Raw genomic sequence first — 15,295 nt, 5'->3', positions numbered from 1 at the left:
TCGGCTGCCGTCTTCTTCGTCATGTGGCCGACGCCCGAGCACAGACACCGCGACGCCAGGCACTCCGCCCGACAGAAAGCCGAGACCATGGCCATCGACCTCACCGCCCTGCGGGCCCACTTCCCCTCCCTCGACACGGGCCTCGCCTTCTTCGACGGTCCCGGCGGAACGCAGACGCCCCGCCCCGTCGCCGAAGCCGTCGCCGCGACGCTGACCGGCCCCCTGTCCAACCGGGGGACCGTCAGCCCGTCCGAGGCCAACGCCGAGCGCGCGGTCGTGGACTTCCGCGCCGCCTACGCCGATCTCCTCCACGTCCCCGCGAACGGCGTCGTCCACGGCCGCAGCGCCACACAGTTGACGTACGACTTCTCCCGCCACCTAGCCAAGACCTGGCAACCGGGCGACGAGATCGTCCTCAGCCGTCTCGACCACGACGCCAACGTCCGCCCCTGGATCCAGGCCGCCGACCGCGCCGGAGTGACGGTCCGCTGGATCGAGATCGACCCGGGGACGACGACGCTCGACCTGGACTCGTACGAGCGCGCCCTGACGCCTCGGACCCGGCTGGTCGCGGTCACGGCGGCCTCGAACGTGCTGGGCACCAAGCCACCCGTGCGCCGGATCGCCGACCGCGCCCACGAGGTCGGCGCCCTGGTGTACGTGGACGGCGTCCACTACGCCGCGCACCACCTCGTGGACGTACCCGCCCTCGGGGCCGACGCGTTCGTCTGCTCGCCGTACAAGTTCCTCGGACCGCACTGCGGAGTCCTCGCGGCGGCGCCCGAGTTCCTCGAAACCCTGCGCCCGGACAAGCTCGTGCCGTCCCCGGACACGGTGCCGGAGCGTTTCGAGTTCGGCACGCTGCCGTACGAGACCCTGGCGGGCGCCACCGCCGCGGTCGACTTTCTCGCCGAGCTGGACCCGTTCCCCGCCGAACCGGACGCGGCCCCAGAAGGCTCACGCAGGGAGCGGCTCATCCGCTCCCTGGACTCTCTGCACCAGCACGAACTGACGCTGCGCGCACGGCTGCAGGAGGGGCTGGAGTCCCTGGGCGACGCCGTCACCGTGCACTCGAAGGCCCCCGACCGCACACCGACACTCCTGATGACCCTCGAAGGCCGCGACGCCCGTGAGGCCCAGGCACACTTGGCGGCGCGCGGCGTGGTGGCACCGGCCGGTTCGTTCTACGCCTACGAGCCCTTCACCGCGCTCAAACTCGAAGCCCCCGCCCTGCGCGCTGGCCTGGCCCCCTACAACACCACCGACGACGTGGACCGCTTCCTCGACGGGCTCGCCACCTTCCTCCGATGACCGCGGCGAAGCGCGCACCACGCACACCGGCCGGGGATCGGCGGGGTACCACCTTGCCGTGCGCGAACCCCCCGGCTCCGGCGGAGTTCATGCTGAGTCATTCCCGTTTCCGCGCTGCCGCGATTCCGCGTCGATGGCGAGCAGCGCCACCGCACGGGCGGCGCGGGCGGGAGTGCCGCTGCCCTGCAGTACGCACTCCGCGGCGGCCCCATCCGTCAACGTGGCCAACTGCCAGGCCAGCGCCGCCGGGTCCGTCGCGGGCAGCGCCCGTGCCAGCGCGCGCAGCCGTGCCCGGAACCGTGCCTTGTGATCGCGTACGACCTGTCGCCCCGGATGTCCCGCGGGCAGTTCCAGGCCGGCCCGTACGAACGGGCAGCCGTGGAAGCCGGGGCGGCCGGCGGCTCGGGCGATCCTGTCGAACATTTCCGCCACCTGGCGGCGCGGTTCGAGATCGCTCTCCGGCAGCAGCCACTCCAGATGGGTCTCGTCCCTGAACCTCAGCACAGCGACGACCAGATCGTCCTTACTGGGAAAGTGCCGGTACAACGACATCTTCCCGACCGACGCGTGTGTGGAGATCACATCGACCCCGGTCGCGACGATGCCGTGCTCGTAGAACAGGGAACTCGCCGAGCGCAGTACCCGCTCTCGGGCGTCCCTGGTGCCGACCATGAATCTCACGATACAGGTCGGTATCGCTCTTCTCATGGCCGTCTCGCAGGCGGACGATACCGACCTGTATCGTCGTCGGGGTGATGAGCGAGCCCTTCTACCACCGGGCCGGACCCGCCGCGTTCGAGCCGACACGGGCCACCGAAAGCCCCTGGGACCAGTCGCTGCAGCATGGCGGTCCGCCCTCCGCGCTCCTGCTCGGCGAGATCGAGAGAGCGGTGGCCGGCCACGGGCGGATCACCTCCGCCCAGATCGACTTCCTCGGCGCGATCCCGCGCGAGACCGGACAGGTCGAGGTCCGGACACTCCGCCCCGGTCGCCGGGTCCGTCTCGACGCGGCCACGCTGACGATTCGGGGCAGGGTGGTGGCCGAGGCCAGGTGCTGGACGATGGCCACGAGCACCGGCGCGGATCGGCGCGTCGAACACCGCACGTCACCGCTGCCACCCGTCCCGGATGCCACACCTGACCCGCCGTTCCCCGGCTTCCCGAGGGCCTGGCACTATCCCGACGCGATCGAATGGCGGTTCGTGCACGGTGGCGGCGGGGAGCCGGGGCCCGCCGCGGTGTGGACCCGGGTCCGGGTTCCGGTGGTCGAGGGCGAGACCATCACCCCGTTGCAGCGCCTGGCGGTGGTCGCCGACTCGGCGAACGGCATCTCCGGCGAACTCCCGCTGGATCGCTTCCTGTACGTGCCCACCGCACTGCAGTTGAGCCTGCACCGGCATCCGGCAGGCGAGTGGATCCTGCTGGACGCCCGTACCTCACTGTCCGGCGACGGGATCGGGGCCACGGTGACGGGCCTGTACGACCAGTCCGGACCGATCGGCACCGGAACCCAGCCGCTCCTTGTCGCACCACGCTGACCCGCCGGACTCGCTGTTCGTCTGTCGCGCGGATGACGCTGTCGACAGCAGCATCCCCCGGCCGTTCCCGGTGAACCGGGTGGCCTACTCCCGCCACGGTTTCGAAGCGTCTCCCCGCCTGCTACTGCTCGCCCAGACCCGTGGCGTGTTGGTCCACCTCGATGTCCGTGCGCCGTACGCCGGTGAATCGCGTGGGCCGGAAGGTCCGGAGGAGGTCCTGTTCCTGGTCGGTGGTGATCTCGGTCGCGGCCAGGCGTCCCAGAATCGGTGCCAGGGTGATCCCGCTGTGCGTGACGAGACAGTAGACGCGGGACTGGGCGGAGGCGTAACCGGCGATGGTGTGGCCGTCCGCGGGCAGTGACCGGAGACCGATGCGCAGGTCGATCTCCGGTTCCCGGAAGGGGCCGGGCAGTAGTGCGGAGAACCGTCGAGCGAGGGCGTGCGCGATGTCCCCGTCGGCGGACGGAGGAGCCGCCGGGTCGATGTCGGCGTTCAGGTCGAGTGCCTGCAGGACGGTGTGCCCGGCGGTCGAGGGGCGGAGGTTCAGGCCGGGGCTGTGGATCACACAACGCAGGTCGAGTTCCGGGGACCTGGCGTACCCGAGCAGGCCGACGGTCTGCGCTCCGCGACCGGTGTCCGTCACCATGGGAACGTCGATCCCGGCCCGTGCGGCGAGCCGTTGTGTCCAGCGGCCTGTCGCCAGGACGACGCGATCGCCCGTGTGGACCTCGCCCCCGGCCAGGGTGACGGCTACTCCGTCCGGCCTGTCCTCGATGGCCTCGACCTCGCCGATCGCGCACATGGCTCCGTGCCGCTCGGCATCCGTCAGCAGGTTCTTCACGAAGAGGTCCGGCAGGACGTATCCCTCGCTGGGGAAGTGCGCGATGGACGTGATGGCCGCCGGGATGCGGAGGTCGCCCGCGATCCGCGCGGCCTCGTGGGCCGTGACCCAGTGCGCGGGGTAGCCGAGGTCCCGCAGTCGTGCCACGTTGTCGGCGAGCCGCCGCTCGTTCGCGGCATCCGCCCACTGGAGCGCCCCGCTGGGGAAGTACGACCGTGCGCCGCGCAGTTGCCCGGCGAGCCTGGCGTGCTCCTCCATTCCCGCGAGGTTCAGCCGGTGGTAGTCGGGGTCGGGCTTACGGCTGGAGTTGGTCCAGGCGAAGGTGGTCGCGCTCGTGCCGGTGGCGACCCCCGACCGGTCGAGCAGGAGAACGTCCACGCCGTGGGCCGCGAGGTGTCGCGCGACGCTCACACCCAGCACGCCGGCACCGATGATGATGACCTTCATTGTCTGCGCATCCCCTTTCCGGAAGCGACAGGGTGCTCACATGGCCGGGACCGGCAGCTCCAGGAAGAACTCGGCGGTTCCCGGACGGACGAGGGTCGTCACCACCTCGACGGTGCTCGCGTCGTCGGCACGCAACTCCCTGCGCCTCATGAGCGCGGGCGTACCGATCTCGCTGTGCAGCAACGCGGCGTCGTGCTCGCCGAGGGTCACCGGGTCGAGATAGAGCCGGATCGCGTCGATCGGGACGCCTCTGCGCCGCAGATAGGGGAGGGTGACGAGGTCTTCGAGGTTCTCGTTCAGCAGGTCGGGGGCGGCCGAGAAGAGCACGACGTGCCGCTCGACGGACTGTGGCTCCTCGCGAACGTCGAGCTTGCGGCGGACCAGTTCCACTACGGCGGTGTCGGCGGAGGCACCGGGGAGGGTGAGGACGGCGTCGGCAGCCCTGACGACGCGCGCGGAAACCACTTCATGCCTGCCCGGCGTGCCCTTCGCGGCTGTCGCGGGGGTGACGAAGTTGAGCAGGTTGATCTGCCGCGTCACATCCGCGACGAACGTTCCGTGGCGCCGCCGACGGATCGCCAGTCCCGCCTCCGCCAGCTCGTTGAGGACGCGTTGGGCCGTGGCGCGGCTGACGCCGTACCGGGTGGAGAGGTCCTTCTCGGTCGGCAGCCGCGCGCCGGAGGGCAGTTCCCCGGCCCGGATCTGCGCTTCGATCTCGCGCCTGATCTGGAGGTAGAGCGGCACGGTCATCGTCGGCCTGCCCCTTCAGTTCTTCAGTCCTGCGGTCTCCGCCTGCTGTTCCTGCTGTTGCTCCATCAGCCTCCATAGACCGTACAATTAATCATTTGACCGGTCAATTGGTTGGCCGCGCGGTCTCGACCCGATCCGGGAACAACATCGAGGTCGCCGTCACCGGATGACGTTCGGGATCGCCGGCGACCAGTACGTAGTCGATACGCTGCGCCCGCTTGCCGCTGGGCAGGAGTTCGGGTGGTCCCGCGTCCTGCCCTGTCCCGCCTCGTGGGGTGATGGGCCGCCGTGAACTCGGCGATCACTGGTGCGAGTTACTCGCACCGCTGATCCCGTGGGACGCCACGCGCCAACGGCGGGGGAGCTGCCACCGCACTCCGCCGACGACATCGGCATCAAGCCGTCGCCTGCCACTGCGACCACCTGGGCCCAACCCGCACCCACCTGAAGCCCAACGATCCGATTCTCACGGATATTTGACGCAACATCAGCTCTCGCCCCCAGGAACAGGCCCCTGAACAGCGGGAAGGGCGAAACGGCGCCGAAGTGCCGGAGGAGCAGACCGCATACCTCTCCTTCCGCTCGGGCCTGACTCCCCGTGCTGCCGCCGGGCACGCCCGTACCCCCGTCCCTCTGGCGCCTCTCGCCGGGGGCACAGACCCGCCAAAAATGCCTGCCGCAACTGTCGTGGCGCATCCCATGTCCGGCCGATTGGCGGCAGCTCCGCGTGCTGCGGGCAAGTCGTACAGCGGTGTGGACCGGGGGTAACCGTGCCGGTCGCCCCGGGGCGCAACCTGACCGTCCGCGTGCCGTTCATCCGAGAGCACGCGCGACCGACACCGCGACAGCGCCCACGGCACAGCGGCCCGCGAAACAAGCGGCAATCCGGACCGGCCGAATCGAAGGGTCCGTCGAAGCGGGGAACAGAGCGGCCGATCTGAGGCTGTTTGGCATGTCCCCGCCCCGCCTAGGTTCGCGGTGCTCCGCACACTGACTGGCCTTTCCGTCACAAACACGCACTCCAACGACCATCGAAGGAGCAGTTCGTGCGCAGTCTCAGACACGCGATACTTCCGCTGGCCGCGGCCACCGTACTGGCACTGATCGGTGCGGGAACGGCCGCGGAGGCGGCACCCGCCCCGGCGGGAACCAAAACCCAGCTCACCACAGGTACTTCCACCGCCTCCGGGAACGGCGCGACCAGCGTCGGCCGGGCCGCGCGGCTGTCGAACGGCGCCCCGGTCGACTCGGCGCAGGACATCGCCGCGCTGGAGCGCTTCTGGACGCCGGAGCGGATGGCGAAGGCCGTCTCGCTCGACAAGGCGCCCGCCGCGCCGAGGCCGGACGCCGCGAAGGAGGCCGGTCCCACGGGGAAGCCGGGAAGGATTCCGTCCGCCCCCGCGCGTTCCGGCATGCCGGCCCCGCTCATCAACGAATCCGCCGCCGTGGGCAAGGTGTTCTTCACCAACCCCAGCAATGGCGGCACCTACGCGTGTTCGGCCAGCGCCCTCAACAGTGACTCGAAACAGATGGTGGTCACGGCCGGGCACTGCGTGCACGGTGGCAGCGGCGGCACGTGGATGACGAACTGGGTCTATGTGCCGCGTTACCGTTCCGGAGCCCGTCCCTTCGGCACCTTCGCCGCCAAGCAGATGCGCACGTTCAACGCCTGGATCAACAGCAGCGACCTCCGGCGGGACGTGGCGATGGTGACCACCTGGCCGCTCAACGGGAACAAGATCGTCAATGTCACCGGCGGTCACGGAATGAGCTGGAACTTCTCGCGCACCCAGCCCATCACGATCTTCGGCTACCCCGGCAACTTCGACAGCGGCGAACTCCAGTGGACGTGCACGGGCACGACACGGGCAGCCAGTGACGGTGGCATCGAGCTCCAGTGCAACTTCGGCGGCGGGTCCAGCGGTGGACCATGGCTGCGTGAGTTCAACGACTCCAACGGTCTCGGCTCAGTCAACGGAGTGATGAGCACGGTGACCTCGACCGGCTGGAACGAGGCCGCCTACTTCGATGACGCGGTCAAGGCGATGTACGACGCCCAGGGCGGCGTCACCTGACGCACCCGAACCCAGGCCTCGGACAAGGAACATCGGCCTCGGACCAGGAGTACCGCCCTCGAACAAGGAGACAGTCCCGTGCGTCGCAGTAGTCCGAACCGCTGGGCAGCGGTCGCCGCCCTCGTCGCCGCCTTCGCCGCCGTCGTGGCGGTGGCCGCCTGGCGTACGGCGGCCGCGGCCTCGGAACCCGAGCCGCAACCGGACTCGGGAACCACGACCAACGATGTACGGCAGGACGCGGAGAAGGTCCGCGACTACTGGACGCCCGAGCGGATGAAGAACGCCGACAACGCGCCCATGCCGAAGCGCGACTGACGGCGCGTAAGTCCTGCCGCGAGCACGGCACCCACACGCGCGAGCGGGCGAGGGCGTGCTCTCCTCCGTAGCCCTGGGGGTGCCGTGTACCGATCTCGGGAGCGCTGGGGGTACGGGGAGGTTGCCCGGCACCTTCGGGGTGCGGTGCGGTGTTGCTCCCCCGCACCGCACCGCACCCCGGGGCAGACACGGGCCGGATACCTTTCCAGCCATGAAGATCGTGATCTGGTCCTTGCTCGCCCTGCTCCTTGTCGTCTGTGCCATCGGCGGCTTGCTCAGTGCCGTGAACGGACACGACGCCCCGGACACCATCCGTGGCCTGGTCGTCAGTGCCCTGTTCTCGTGGGGGGCCTGGGGCAGTTGGAAGAGGGCATCCCGCCCCCGGAACCCGGGGTTCGTCGGCATCGAAGAACCGCGCCGGAGACCATGGCGGCGACGGTGACCCTAGTGCCCGGCACCTTCTTCGGCCCCTCCCGATCCTTTGGTACCTCCCGACAGTCACGAGCCCCTGACACCCGACCCAAGCCTCTGGTCAGCACGGCGTTTCGACGTCATGCCCCGCGTAACCTCTTCCTGTGCCAGCCTCCCCCCTGCATCGCGTCGCCGTCCTCGTGCTGGAGGGCGCGAAGCCGCTCGATGTCGGGATTCCCGCGCAGGTCTTCACGACCCGCGCGAGCATGCCGTACGAGGTGCGGGTGTGCGGGGCGACACCCGGTCTCGTGACCGGCGGCGACGGCCTCGCGTACTACGTCGCCCACGGCCTCGACGCGCTCGCGTGGGCCGACATCGTCTTCGTCCCCGGCTACCGGTTCCCGGACCGCGACGACCCGCCGCAGGCCGTCGTCGACGCGCTGATCGCCGCCCACGACCGGGGCGCGCGGCTTGCCGCCATCTCGACGGGCGCCTTCGCGCTCGCCGCCACGGGCCTGCTCGACGGCAGGCGCGCCACGACGCACTGGCACTACGCGCGGGCACTCGCGGCCAGGCATCCGCTCGTCCAGGTCGACGAGAACGTGCTGTTCGTCGACGAGGGCAGCGTGCTCACCTCGGCCGGCGCCGCCTCCGGTATCGACCTGTGCCTGCACATCCTGCGCGGCGACCTCGGAGTGGCCGCGTCCAACCACGCGGCCCGGCGGCTGGTCGCCGCCCCCTACCGCAGCGGCGGCCAGGCCCAGTACGTGCCGCGCAGCGTGCCCGAACCTCTCGGCGAGCGATTCGCCGACACCCGCGAGTGGGTGCTGCACCGGCTCGGCGAGCCCCTCACCCTCGACATACTGGCGCGGCAGGCGGGCGTCTCACCGCGCACGTTCTCCCGCCGCTTCGTCGAGGAGACCGGCTACACACCGATGCAGTGGGTGATGCGCGCCCGCATCGACCTGGCCCGCGAACTGCTCGAACTCTCGCAGCGCAGTGTCGAACAGATCGCCGCCGACGTCGGGCTCGGCACCGGCGCGAACCTGCGCCTGCACTTCCAGCACATCCTCGGCACCACACCGAGCGAGTACCGGCGCACCTTCACCCGGGGCGAGTGACCCGCCTGGCGCGGTGCTGTGGGTACGGCAGGTAGGGCAGGTACGGCAGCAGGTGCGGTGGGCACGCCGGGGATTGCTGGTACGGCGGGCATGACGGATGTGGCGGGATCCTTTTGAACCATGGCGTTTCCGCCACTGTCAGCGATGCCGACCGCGGGCGAGCCTGGTGTGGAGAAGGGAAGGGACCTCACTCATGACTCGCATCGCCATCAACGGATTCGGCCGCATCGGACGCAATGTGCTGCGCGCACTGCTGGAGCGCGACAGCGCCCTGGAGATCGTCGCCGTAAACGACCTCACCGAGCCCGCCACGCTCGCCAGGCTGCTCGCCTACGACAGCACGGCCGGCCGGCTGGGGCGCCCGGTGACCGTCGACGGGGACGCCCTCGTCGTCGACGGCCGTCGAATCAGGGTGACGGCCGAGCGCGAACCGGCGCAGCTGCCCTGGGCCGAACTCGGCGTCGACATCGTCCTGGAGGCCACCGGCCGCTTCACCTCGGCCAAGGCCGCCCGGGCGCACCTCGACGCGGGCGCGCGCAAGGTGCTCGTCAGCGCGCCGTCGGACGGCGCCGACGTCACGCTCGCGTTCGGTGTCAACACCGACGCCTACGACCCGGCCCTGCACACGATCGTCTCGAACGCCTCCTGCACCACCAACGCTCTCGCGCCGCTGGCCAAGGTCCTCGACGAACTCGCCGGTATCGAGCACGGCTTCATGACGACGGTGCACGCCTACACGCAGGAACAGAACCTCCAGGACGGCCCGCACCGCGACGCCCGTCGCGCCCGTGCCGCCGGCGTCAACATCGTGCCGACCACGACCGGCGCCGCCAAGGCCATCGGCCTGGTGCTGCCGAACCTCGACGGCAAACTGTCGGGCGACTCGATCCGCGTACCGGTGCCGGTGGGCTCGATCGTCGAACTCAACACGACCGTCGCCCGCGACGTGACCCGCGACGACGTGCTGGCGGCGTACCGCGCGGCAGCGGACGGCCCGCTCGCCGGCGTTCTGGAGTACTCGGACGACCCGCTGGTGTCCTCCGACATCGTCGGCAACCCGGCGTCGTCGATCTTCGACTCGGCCCTCACCCGCGTCGAGGGCCGCCACGTCAAGGTGGTCGCCTGGTACGACAACGAATGGGGCTTCTCGAACCGCGTGATCGACACGCTGGAACTCCTCGCCACCCGCTGACGGGACGCCGGTACGTCCCTCGGGCGCTCTGGTCGACCAGTCGGGCCGACCAGAGCGCTCAGCCACAGAAGGGCCAGAGCGCGTGACCGACGACCACCGCTGACCCACCGCTGACAGTCCGCGACGCCCCTCGACGAGCCAGGCCTCGTGTTGTGAGCCGGAGCCCCGTAGGATCACTGTCGTACCGCATCGCATGGCGGCCTCCCGACAGTGTTCTTTCGACCGGAGGCTTCGCATGCCCGAAGTGCGCCCCTTCCACCGCGCCGACCGTGATCAGCTGACCGATCTGGTCAATGCCCATGTCGCCGCCGTCATCCCCGGTGTCTTTGTCTCCGTGAACACGGTCCTGAGCTCGCTGGAACGGCAGCCGGACGAGTTCATCACCGACCCGTGGGTGAGCGAGCGGGTCACCCTCGTCGCCGAGCGGCGCCGGTACGTGGTCGCGGCGGCCCATCTGCTCCGCTACGGCGCCGACGCCGAGGTGGGCGAGAGCTACCGGAACGCGGGGGAACTCAACTGGTTCATCTTCCAACCGCCGACCTCTCTCTTCCCCGACACTGAGAAGGCCGCGGACCAGCTCATGAACGCCTGCCTGGCCCAGCTGGCCCGCTGGAACGTCCGTGCGCGCCACGCCGACGGCGCGCTCCCCGCCCCGGCCGTGTACGGGCTGCCGCGCCCCTGGCCGCACATCCGCGCCGTCTACGAACGCGCGGGCTTCCGCCACACCGGGGACACGGAAGTGCTGTTCCTCGCCCGCGTCGCCGACCTGCCCCTGCCCCAGCCTCGGCCCCGGCCCGGCGTCAGGGTCGAGCGCACGGTGGGGGAATGCGGTACGCGCCTCACCGCGTACGTGGACGAGCGGTCCGTCGGATTCATCGAGGTCGACACCTCCCTGCCCCGCCCCGAGCGGCATGCGCGGGCAGCGGGCCTCGCCGACCTGAGCAACCTGCACATCACCGCTCACCACGACGAGGACTGGGACCTCCTCCTGGCCCATGCCGCCGACTGGCTGCGCCTCTGCGGCGTGGACCGCCTCCTCGCCTACGAATCAGCCGACGACCAGACCGCCATCCGGCGCCTGCTCACCGCCGGCTTCCGAGAGCTGACCCGCACGGCCCGCGGCTGGGAACACCGGCCCTGACCTCACGGCAAGCACTGTCCGCGATGCTCATGGCTGGGCGAGGAAACGGGTTCGGTGTTGCGGGTGGCGAAGAGACCGATGGTGCGGTGCCCGAGGTAGTCGATGCCGGGCGGCCCGTCGTCAGCCGTGGGGCCGCCCGTGATCGCGATGCGCTTGGCCAGTTGCCGTAATGCCATGTACGCCTCCTGCCTTCCCTGTACCGGATGCGGGCATGGCCACCGTGGGGGTCGCGGCTGTGGCAGTAAGTCGCTCGGCGGGGCATGGCAGGGGGAGCGGGCTGCGACAGCGAGTTGGATCGATAGGTTGGATCGATGACTGACTCCTTGCCGTCCGGCGGTTCTGTGCTCGATGTGGACGAACTGGATGCCCGGTGGGCGGACGCATGGGGGCCGGAGCGGGTCGCGCAGCGGTTGGGCGGGGTCAGTACCCCCTGGTGTGTTGCGGCGGGGTGGGCGCTGGATCTGTTTCGCGGGGCGCAGTCGCGTGCGCACGGTGATCTGGAGATTGCGGTGCCCGCAGCGGGATTCCCGGAGATTCGGGATCGCTTTCCCGAGTACGCGTGGGACGCGGTGGGTTCGGGACGGGTATGGGCGGGGGCGGGAGCCGAGGCGCTGATGGCCACGTACCAGACCTGGCTACGGGATCCGGCGAGCGGTCAGTTCCTGTTCGATGTCTTTCGCGAGCCGCACGAGAGCGGGATGTGGATCTGTCGGCGGGATGAGAGTCTGCGACTGCCGTACGACACGATCATCGAACGGACGTCGGACGGGATCCCCTACCTGGTGCCGGAGTTGGTGCTGCTGTTCAAAGCGAAGGAGCCGCGCCCCAAGGATCAGGCGGACTTCGACGGGGTGCTGGCGTTGCTGAGCCGAGCGAGGCAGGACCGCCTTGGTGAGTGGCTGGAGCGCCTGCATCCTGGGCATCCGTGGCTGGCGAAGCTGGCAACGTAAGGGGCGTGCTCCCATGCCGTAGTTGTGGATCTTCATCGCGTGGCTGTGCGACGGCGGTAACGGCATGTGCGGGGCTTGGGTTTGATGCCGGCGAAGAGTCACTCGATCTCGACCCCACCCAGACCTCCCCCCTACCTCGCGTACGGCTCCGGCATCGCCCACATTGGCCTGTCAGTCCCGGCGGTCAGCTCCTGGCCGCGTCGGATTCCGCTCCGGGAGACCTGCTGCCCAGCCCCGGGATCAGCACCGCCGCCACCGCCAGGTGCATCAGGGCGAGGGAGATCCGGGTGCCGGTGTCCATGCCGCCGCCGGTGAACGGGAGGAAGGACAGGGCCAGTACGGTGCCGGCCACCCCGGTCCAGATGGTGCGGGCGCGCCGGGCACCGAACCGTTCCAGGGTGGCCAGTAGTCCCCAGCCGGAGAGGGACGCGAGCAGTGCGGCGATCGCCACGGGTACGGCGCCGATGTCGAGTGTCTGCTCGCCGTCGACGATCCGCAGCCGGTGCTTCAGCAGGGGGTCCGCGACCAGCCACACCAGGACGGGGGCCAGGACGGCCAGGGCCGTGACCCTCAAGCGCCTTCTCCGCGCGCTCACTTGGCACCCCCCGAGATCGCCCCATGGAGGAAGACGTCCACCAGCTCGTGCGGGGTCAGGTCGGGCTCGTCGTCCGTGCGGGGCTGCGTGAAGAGCAGCCCGAAGAAGAGGGCCGCGATCTGCTCCGGCGGCCGGCGCAGGGTGGCCTTGTCGGGCTCCAGCAGTTCCGCGAGGGCCGCGCGGATACGGGTCGTCGACGTGTCGCGGCCCGCGCCGCGCACCGTGCCGGGGTGCTTGCCGCCGCGATGCCCCAGCGAGCCGGCGATCGCCCCCATCCTGGACAGGTGCGCCTGCAGGGCCTCGGCCGCCTCCGCGAGCCTGTCGGGCAGCGGCTGGGACACGTCGATCGCGTCGAGTTCGCGGACCGCGTGCTCGGGGGAGAGTGCCTCGGCCATGCAGGCGTTCAGCAGTTCGTCCTTGTCGGCGAAGACCCGGAAGATCGTGCCCTCGCCGATGCCCGCGGCGCGGGCGATCTTCGCGGTCGTCACCGCGGCGCCGTACTCGGCGATCAGCGGAATCGCGGTCTGGATGATCATCGCGCGCCGCTGCTCCGGCGACATACCGGGGGAGCGGCGGCGGGTGGTCTGGTTCTCCTTGGGTGCTGTCATGACGACGAGAGTACGGAGTGAGTACTCACTCCGTCAATGAGTGAGTACTCACTCCGCTACCTTTTCCGGGCTATTCGTCGAGGTACTGATATCTGATGTCGGCCGGTGCGATGAAGAGTTGGCCATCGCGGACCTGCCATTCGGTCATGCCCTCGACTTCGTGGCTGACGAGGAACACGCCCCGGACGAGGTCTCCGTCCTCGTCGGAAGGGGGGATCCGGGCGATCGCCCGAATCTGGTCGGCGAACCAGTCCAGGGACGCGTCACGGATGTCGGCGCCGTAGAAGACGTAGTGGGTCCAGTTGACATGCCGGCGCGGTGAGGCCCATCCGTTGGTGTAGTGGTCGTCCTCGTGGGAGGAGATGACCTCCTGGAGTGTGACGAGTTGTTTCTCGTCGCACTCCAGCCACCCTCGGATCGACACGTAAGTACCCATGGCCTCATGTCCTCTCTTGTCTTGTCGTCAGTCCTGACGTGACAGCTACGTTGCCTGCGAGGCAGCGAGCAACTCCATTGCTCTTTGCTTCAGTTGGGGAGTGGCTTCCGCGGCGTCGCCGGAGTCGAAGGGGGCTGGGGGTCGTACTCGATGGCGAGTTGGATCGCTTTGGCCGTGTCGTCGTCTGCGATGAGGGAGGCGAGATACAGGGCCATGTCCACTCCCGCCGACACCCCGGCCGCAGTGATGATCTTCCCTGAGCGTACGTAGTAGCGCTGCGGCACATGGGTCACGTCGAACGTGGACCGGAGGTACTCGGCGGAAGCCCAGTAAGGTCGTCGCCCGCCTTCCGTCCAGCAGCCCGGCTGCGGCGAGGACATAGGCACCGGTACAGACAGAGGCCACCCGTCGACTCATTCCGGCCAGTCTGCGCAGCTGTCCCAGCAGACGCTCGTCCGACGCCGGCGTTCTTACAGCCGATGCCGCCCACCACCAGCAGGGTGTCCAGGCGCCCCGCGACCGTCTCCAGCCCCTGCCCCGCGCCCATCGCGATCCCCGCCGAGCTACGGGCGGCTCGGCAGGACGGGGTCCGTTTTTCTCCCGCGCGCTGATGTCCGGCAAGCTCCTGCCGTCTGCCCAGCTCAAGGAAATGAAGACCACCACGTCAATGTCTCAGCTGCCCCGGCGGTGGTCAGCCGCGGCGGCGAGCTGTGACGATCCAGGCGCGTGAGTCGAAGTACACGCCGCCGTTGGTGCTGTGGGCGTCGAGGGTGGTGCGTAGCCGCGTACGCGCCTGCTCGGCGGCCGGGGCGTCGAGGGCGGCGAGCAGGTCCTTGAATTCCCACAGGCGGAGCACGGCGTCGAAGGCGGTGGCGCTGTCCGGACCGTAGTAGACGGGCTCGCGCACATCGGTGAAGCCGACTTCCGTGAAGCCGGCCGCCGTCAGGATGCCTTCCGTGACAGCCGGGTCGGCGAGTGAGAACGGGTCCGGACCGCGAGGTGTGGCCGACGCGTGGGTGAGGGTCTGGCGGATGGCGGTGGCCCACTCGTTGCGGTCGCGCTCCTGCCAGACCAGCAGCACCAGGCGCGAAGCGGGGCGCAGAGCGCGCCCGATATTGGTGAACGCGGCGACGGGGTCGGCGAAGAACATCGTTCCGAACCTGCTGATGCAGAGGTCGAAACGCGCCGGTGGAAAGCGATGAACCTGAGCGTCCGCCTGCTGGTAGGTGACGTTGGTCAGACCCTGGGCGTCGCTGAGCCGACGGGCCCGTTCGAGCATGGGCGCGGAGAGATCGACGCCCAGCGCGCTGCCGTTGACGGCGGCGCGGGCGGCCTCGCGCGTGGACTGGCCTGTGCCACAGCCGATGTCGAGCACATGGTCGCGAGAGCCGACGCGGGCAGCGGCGCGGAAGTGTTCGTTGTGCAGGCGCAGTTCCGCGTCGTAATCAAACAGATCGGAGGGACCGGAGGGATCGGAGGAAGCGGAGGGACGGGATGGGTCGGGCAGGTCGCACGGGTTGGGCAGGTCGGACGGGTCGGACGGGTCGCACGGTCCGGGCATAGG

At 69.8% G+C, this 15,295-nt stretch carries 17 protein-coding genes; 8 read left to right on the top strand and 9 right to left on the bottom strand.

The window, feature by feature from the left end; genetic code table 11:
* Window positions 1–87: 87 nt before the first annotated feature.
* Window positions 88–1,311: a cysteine desulfurase-like protein gene (locus ABT147_RS01215; RefSeq protein WP_351401395.1), complete on the top strand. Its 1,224-nt coding sequence runs from the start codon at window positions 88–90 to the stop codon at window positions 1,309–1,311.
* A gap of 87 nt (window positions 1,312–1,398) precedes the next feature.
* On the opposite strand, the gene ABT147_RS01210 is transcribed toward ABT147_RS01215, so the two are convergent.
* A complete protein-coding gene (locus ABT147_RS01210) occupies window positions 1,399–1,983 on the bottom strand; it encodes a TetR/AcrR family transcriptional regulator (RefSeq protein WP_351401393.1) in 585 nt (194 codons plus the stop codon).
* Between the two features lie 83 nt (window positions 1,984–2,066).
* Here ABT147_RS01210 and ABT147_RS01205 point away from each other — a divergent pair, with 83 nt between their 5' ends.
* On the top strand, window positions 2,067–2,849 hold the full coding sequence (locus tag ABT147_RS01205; protein ID WP_351401391.1) for a thioesterase family protein: 783 nt from the start codon (window positions 2,067–2,069) through the stop codon (window positions 2,847–2,849).
* Window positions 2,850–2,970: 121 nt separating this feature from the next.
* Here the strand turns inward: ABT147_RS01205 and ABT147_RS01200 are convergent, their stop codons facing one another.
* Window positions 2,971–4,137, bottom strand: a complete 1,167-nt coding sequence (locus tag ABT147_RS01200) for an NAD(P)/FAD-dependent oxidoreductase (protein ID WP_351401388.1) — start codon at window positions 4,135–4,137, stop codon at window positions 2,971–2,973.
* Between the two features lie 36 nt (window positions 4,138–4,173).
* Window positions 4,174–4,887 (bottom strand): GntR family transcriptional regulator, encoded by a 714-nt coding sequence (locus ABT147_RS01195; protein ID WP_351401384.1) that lies wholly within the window; start codon window positions 4,885–4,887, stop codon window positions 4,174–4,176.
* A gap of 1,046 nt (window positions 4,888–5,933) precedes the next feature.
* Between ABT147_RS01195 and ABT147_RS01190 the strand changes: the two genes are divergently transcribed.
* From ABT147_RS01190 to ABT147_RS01170, 5 genes are all read left to right on the top strand, one after another.
* Window positions 5,934–6,962, top strand: coding sequence for a trypsin-like serine peptidase (locus ABT147_RS01190; protein WP_351401382.1), 1,029 nt, complete (start codon window positions 5,934–5,936; stop codon window positions 6,960–6,962).
* A gap of 78 nt (window positions 6,963–7,040) precedes the next feature.
* On the top strand, window positions 7,041–7,277 hold the full coding sequence (locus ABT147_RS01185) for a hypothetical protein (protein ID WP_351401380.1): 237 nt from the start codon (window positions 7,041–7,043) through the stop codon (window positions 7,275–7,277).
* Between the two features lie 575 nt (window positions 7,278–7,852).
* Window positions 7,853–8,809, top strand: a complete 957-nt coding sequence (locus ABT147_RS01180; RefSeq protein ID WP_351401378.1) for a GlxA family transcriptional regulator — start codon at window positions 7,853–7,855, stop codon at window positions 8,807–8,809.
* 193 nt (window positions 8,810–9,002) lie between these two features.
* A complete protein-coding gene (gap, locus tag ABT147_RS01175; RefSeq protein WP_351401376.1) occupies window positions 9,003–10,001 on the top strand; it encodes a type I glyceraldehyde-3-phosphate dehydrogenase in 999 nt (332 codons plus the stop codon).
* Between the two features lie 235 nt (window positions 10,002–10,236).
* The gene (locus ABT147_RS01170; RefSeq protein ID WP_351401374.1) at window positions 10,237–11,142 is read left to right on the top strand and encodes an N-acetyltransferase; all 906 of its coding nucleotides are present in this window, start codon (window positions 10,237–10,239) and stop codon (window positions 11,140–11,142) included.
* Between the two features lie 2 nt (window positions 11,143–11,144).
* Here the strand turns inward: ABT147_RS01170 and ABT147_RS01165 are convergent, their stop codons facing one another.
* Window positions 11,145–11,318 carry a hypothetical protein gene (locus ABT147_RS01165; protein ID WP_351401372.1) on the bottom strand — a complete coding sequence of 58 codons (174 nt, stop codon included), beginning with the start codon at window positions 11,316–11,318 and terminating at the stop codon, window positions 11,145–11,147.
* 135 nt (window positions 11,319–11,453) lie between these two features.
* Between ABT147_RS01165 and ABT147_RS01160 the strand changes: the two genes are divergently transcribed.
* A complete protein-coding gene (locus ABT147_RS01160; protein ID WP_351401370.1) occupies window positions 11,454–12,092 on the top strand; it encodes a nucleotidyltransferase domain-containing protein in 639 nt (212 codons plus the stop codon).
* Between the two features lie 184 nt (window positions 12,093–12,276).
* Here the strand turns inward: ABT147_RS01160 and ABT147_RS01155 are convergent, their stop codons facing one another.
* The 5 genes from ABT147_RS01155 to ABT147_RS01135 all read right to left on the bottom strand — a co-directional run bounded on the left by ABT147_RS01155 (window position 12,277) and on the right by ABT147_RS01135 (window position 15,292).
* The gene (locus ABT147_RS01155; RefSeq protein ID WP_351401368.1) at window positions 12,277–12,687 is read right to left on the bottom strand and encodes a DUF6069 family protein; all 411 of its coding nucleotides are present in this window, start codon (window positions 12,685–12,687) and stop codon (window positions 12,277–12,279) included.
* Window positions 12,684–13,295: a TetR/AcrR family transcriptional regulator gene (locus tag ABT147_RS01150; protein ID WP_351401366.1), complete on the bottom strand. Its 612-nt coding sequence runs from the start codon at window positions 13,293–13,295 to the stop codon at window positions 12,684–12,686. Before ABT147_RS01150 ends, ABT147_RS01155 begins: the two co-directional genes overlap by 4 nt.
* Before the next feature lie 70 nt (window positions 13,296–13,365).
* The gene (locus tag ABT147_RS01145) at window positions 13,366–13,731 is read right to left on the bottom strand and encodes a hypothetical protein (protein ID WP_351401364.1); all 366 of its coding nucleotides are present in this window, start codon (window positions 13,729–13,731) and stop codon (window positions 13,366–13,368) included.
* A gap of 89 nt (window positions 13,732–13,820) precedes the next feature.
* Complete coding sequence (locus ABT147_RS01140; protein WP_351401976.1) at window positions 13,821–14,024, bottom strand: type 1 glutamine amidotransferase family protein; 204 nt, start codon at window positions 14,022–14,024, stop codon at window positions 13,821–13,823.
* A 398-nt stretch (window positions 14,025–14,422) separates the two neighbouring features.
* Window positions 14,423–15,292 carry a class I SAM-dependent methyltransferase gene (locus ABT147_RS01135; protein WP_351401362.1) on the bottom strand — a complete coding sequence of 290 codons (870 nt, stop codon included), beginning with the start codon at window positions 15,290–15,292 and terminating at the stop codon, window positions 14,423–14,425.
* Window positions 15,293–15,295: the final 3 nt, after the last annotated feature.

Origin of the sequence: Streptomyces sp. NPDC001868, assembly GCF_040297125.1 — a bacterium.
In the GTDB taxonomy this organism is placed as follows: domain Bacteria; phylum Actinomycetota; class Actinomycetes; order Streptomycetales; family Streptomycetaceae; genus Streptomyces.
Note: the sequence above shows the minus strand (reverse complement) of the source record. Positions and strands in the feature narration are given on the sequence as shown.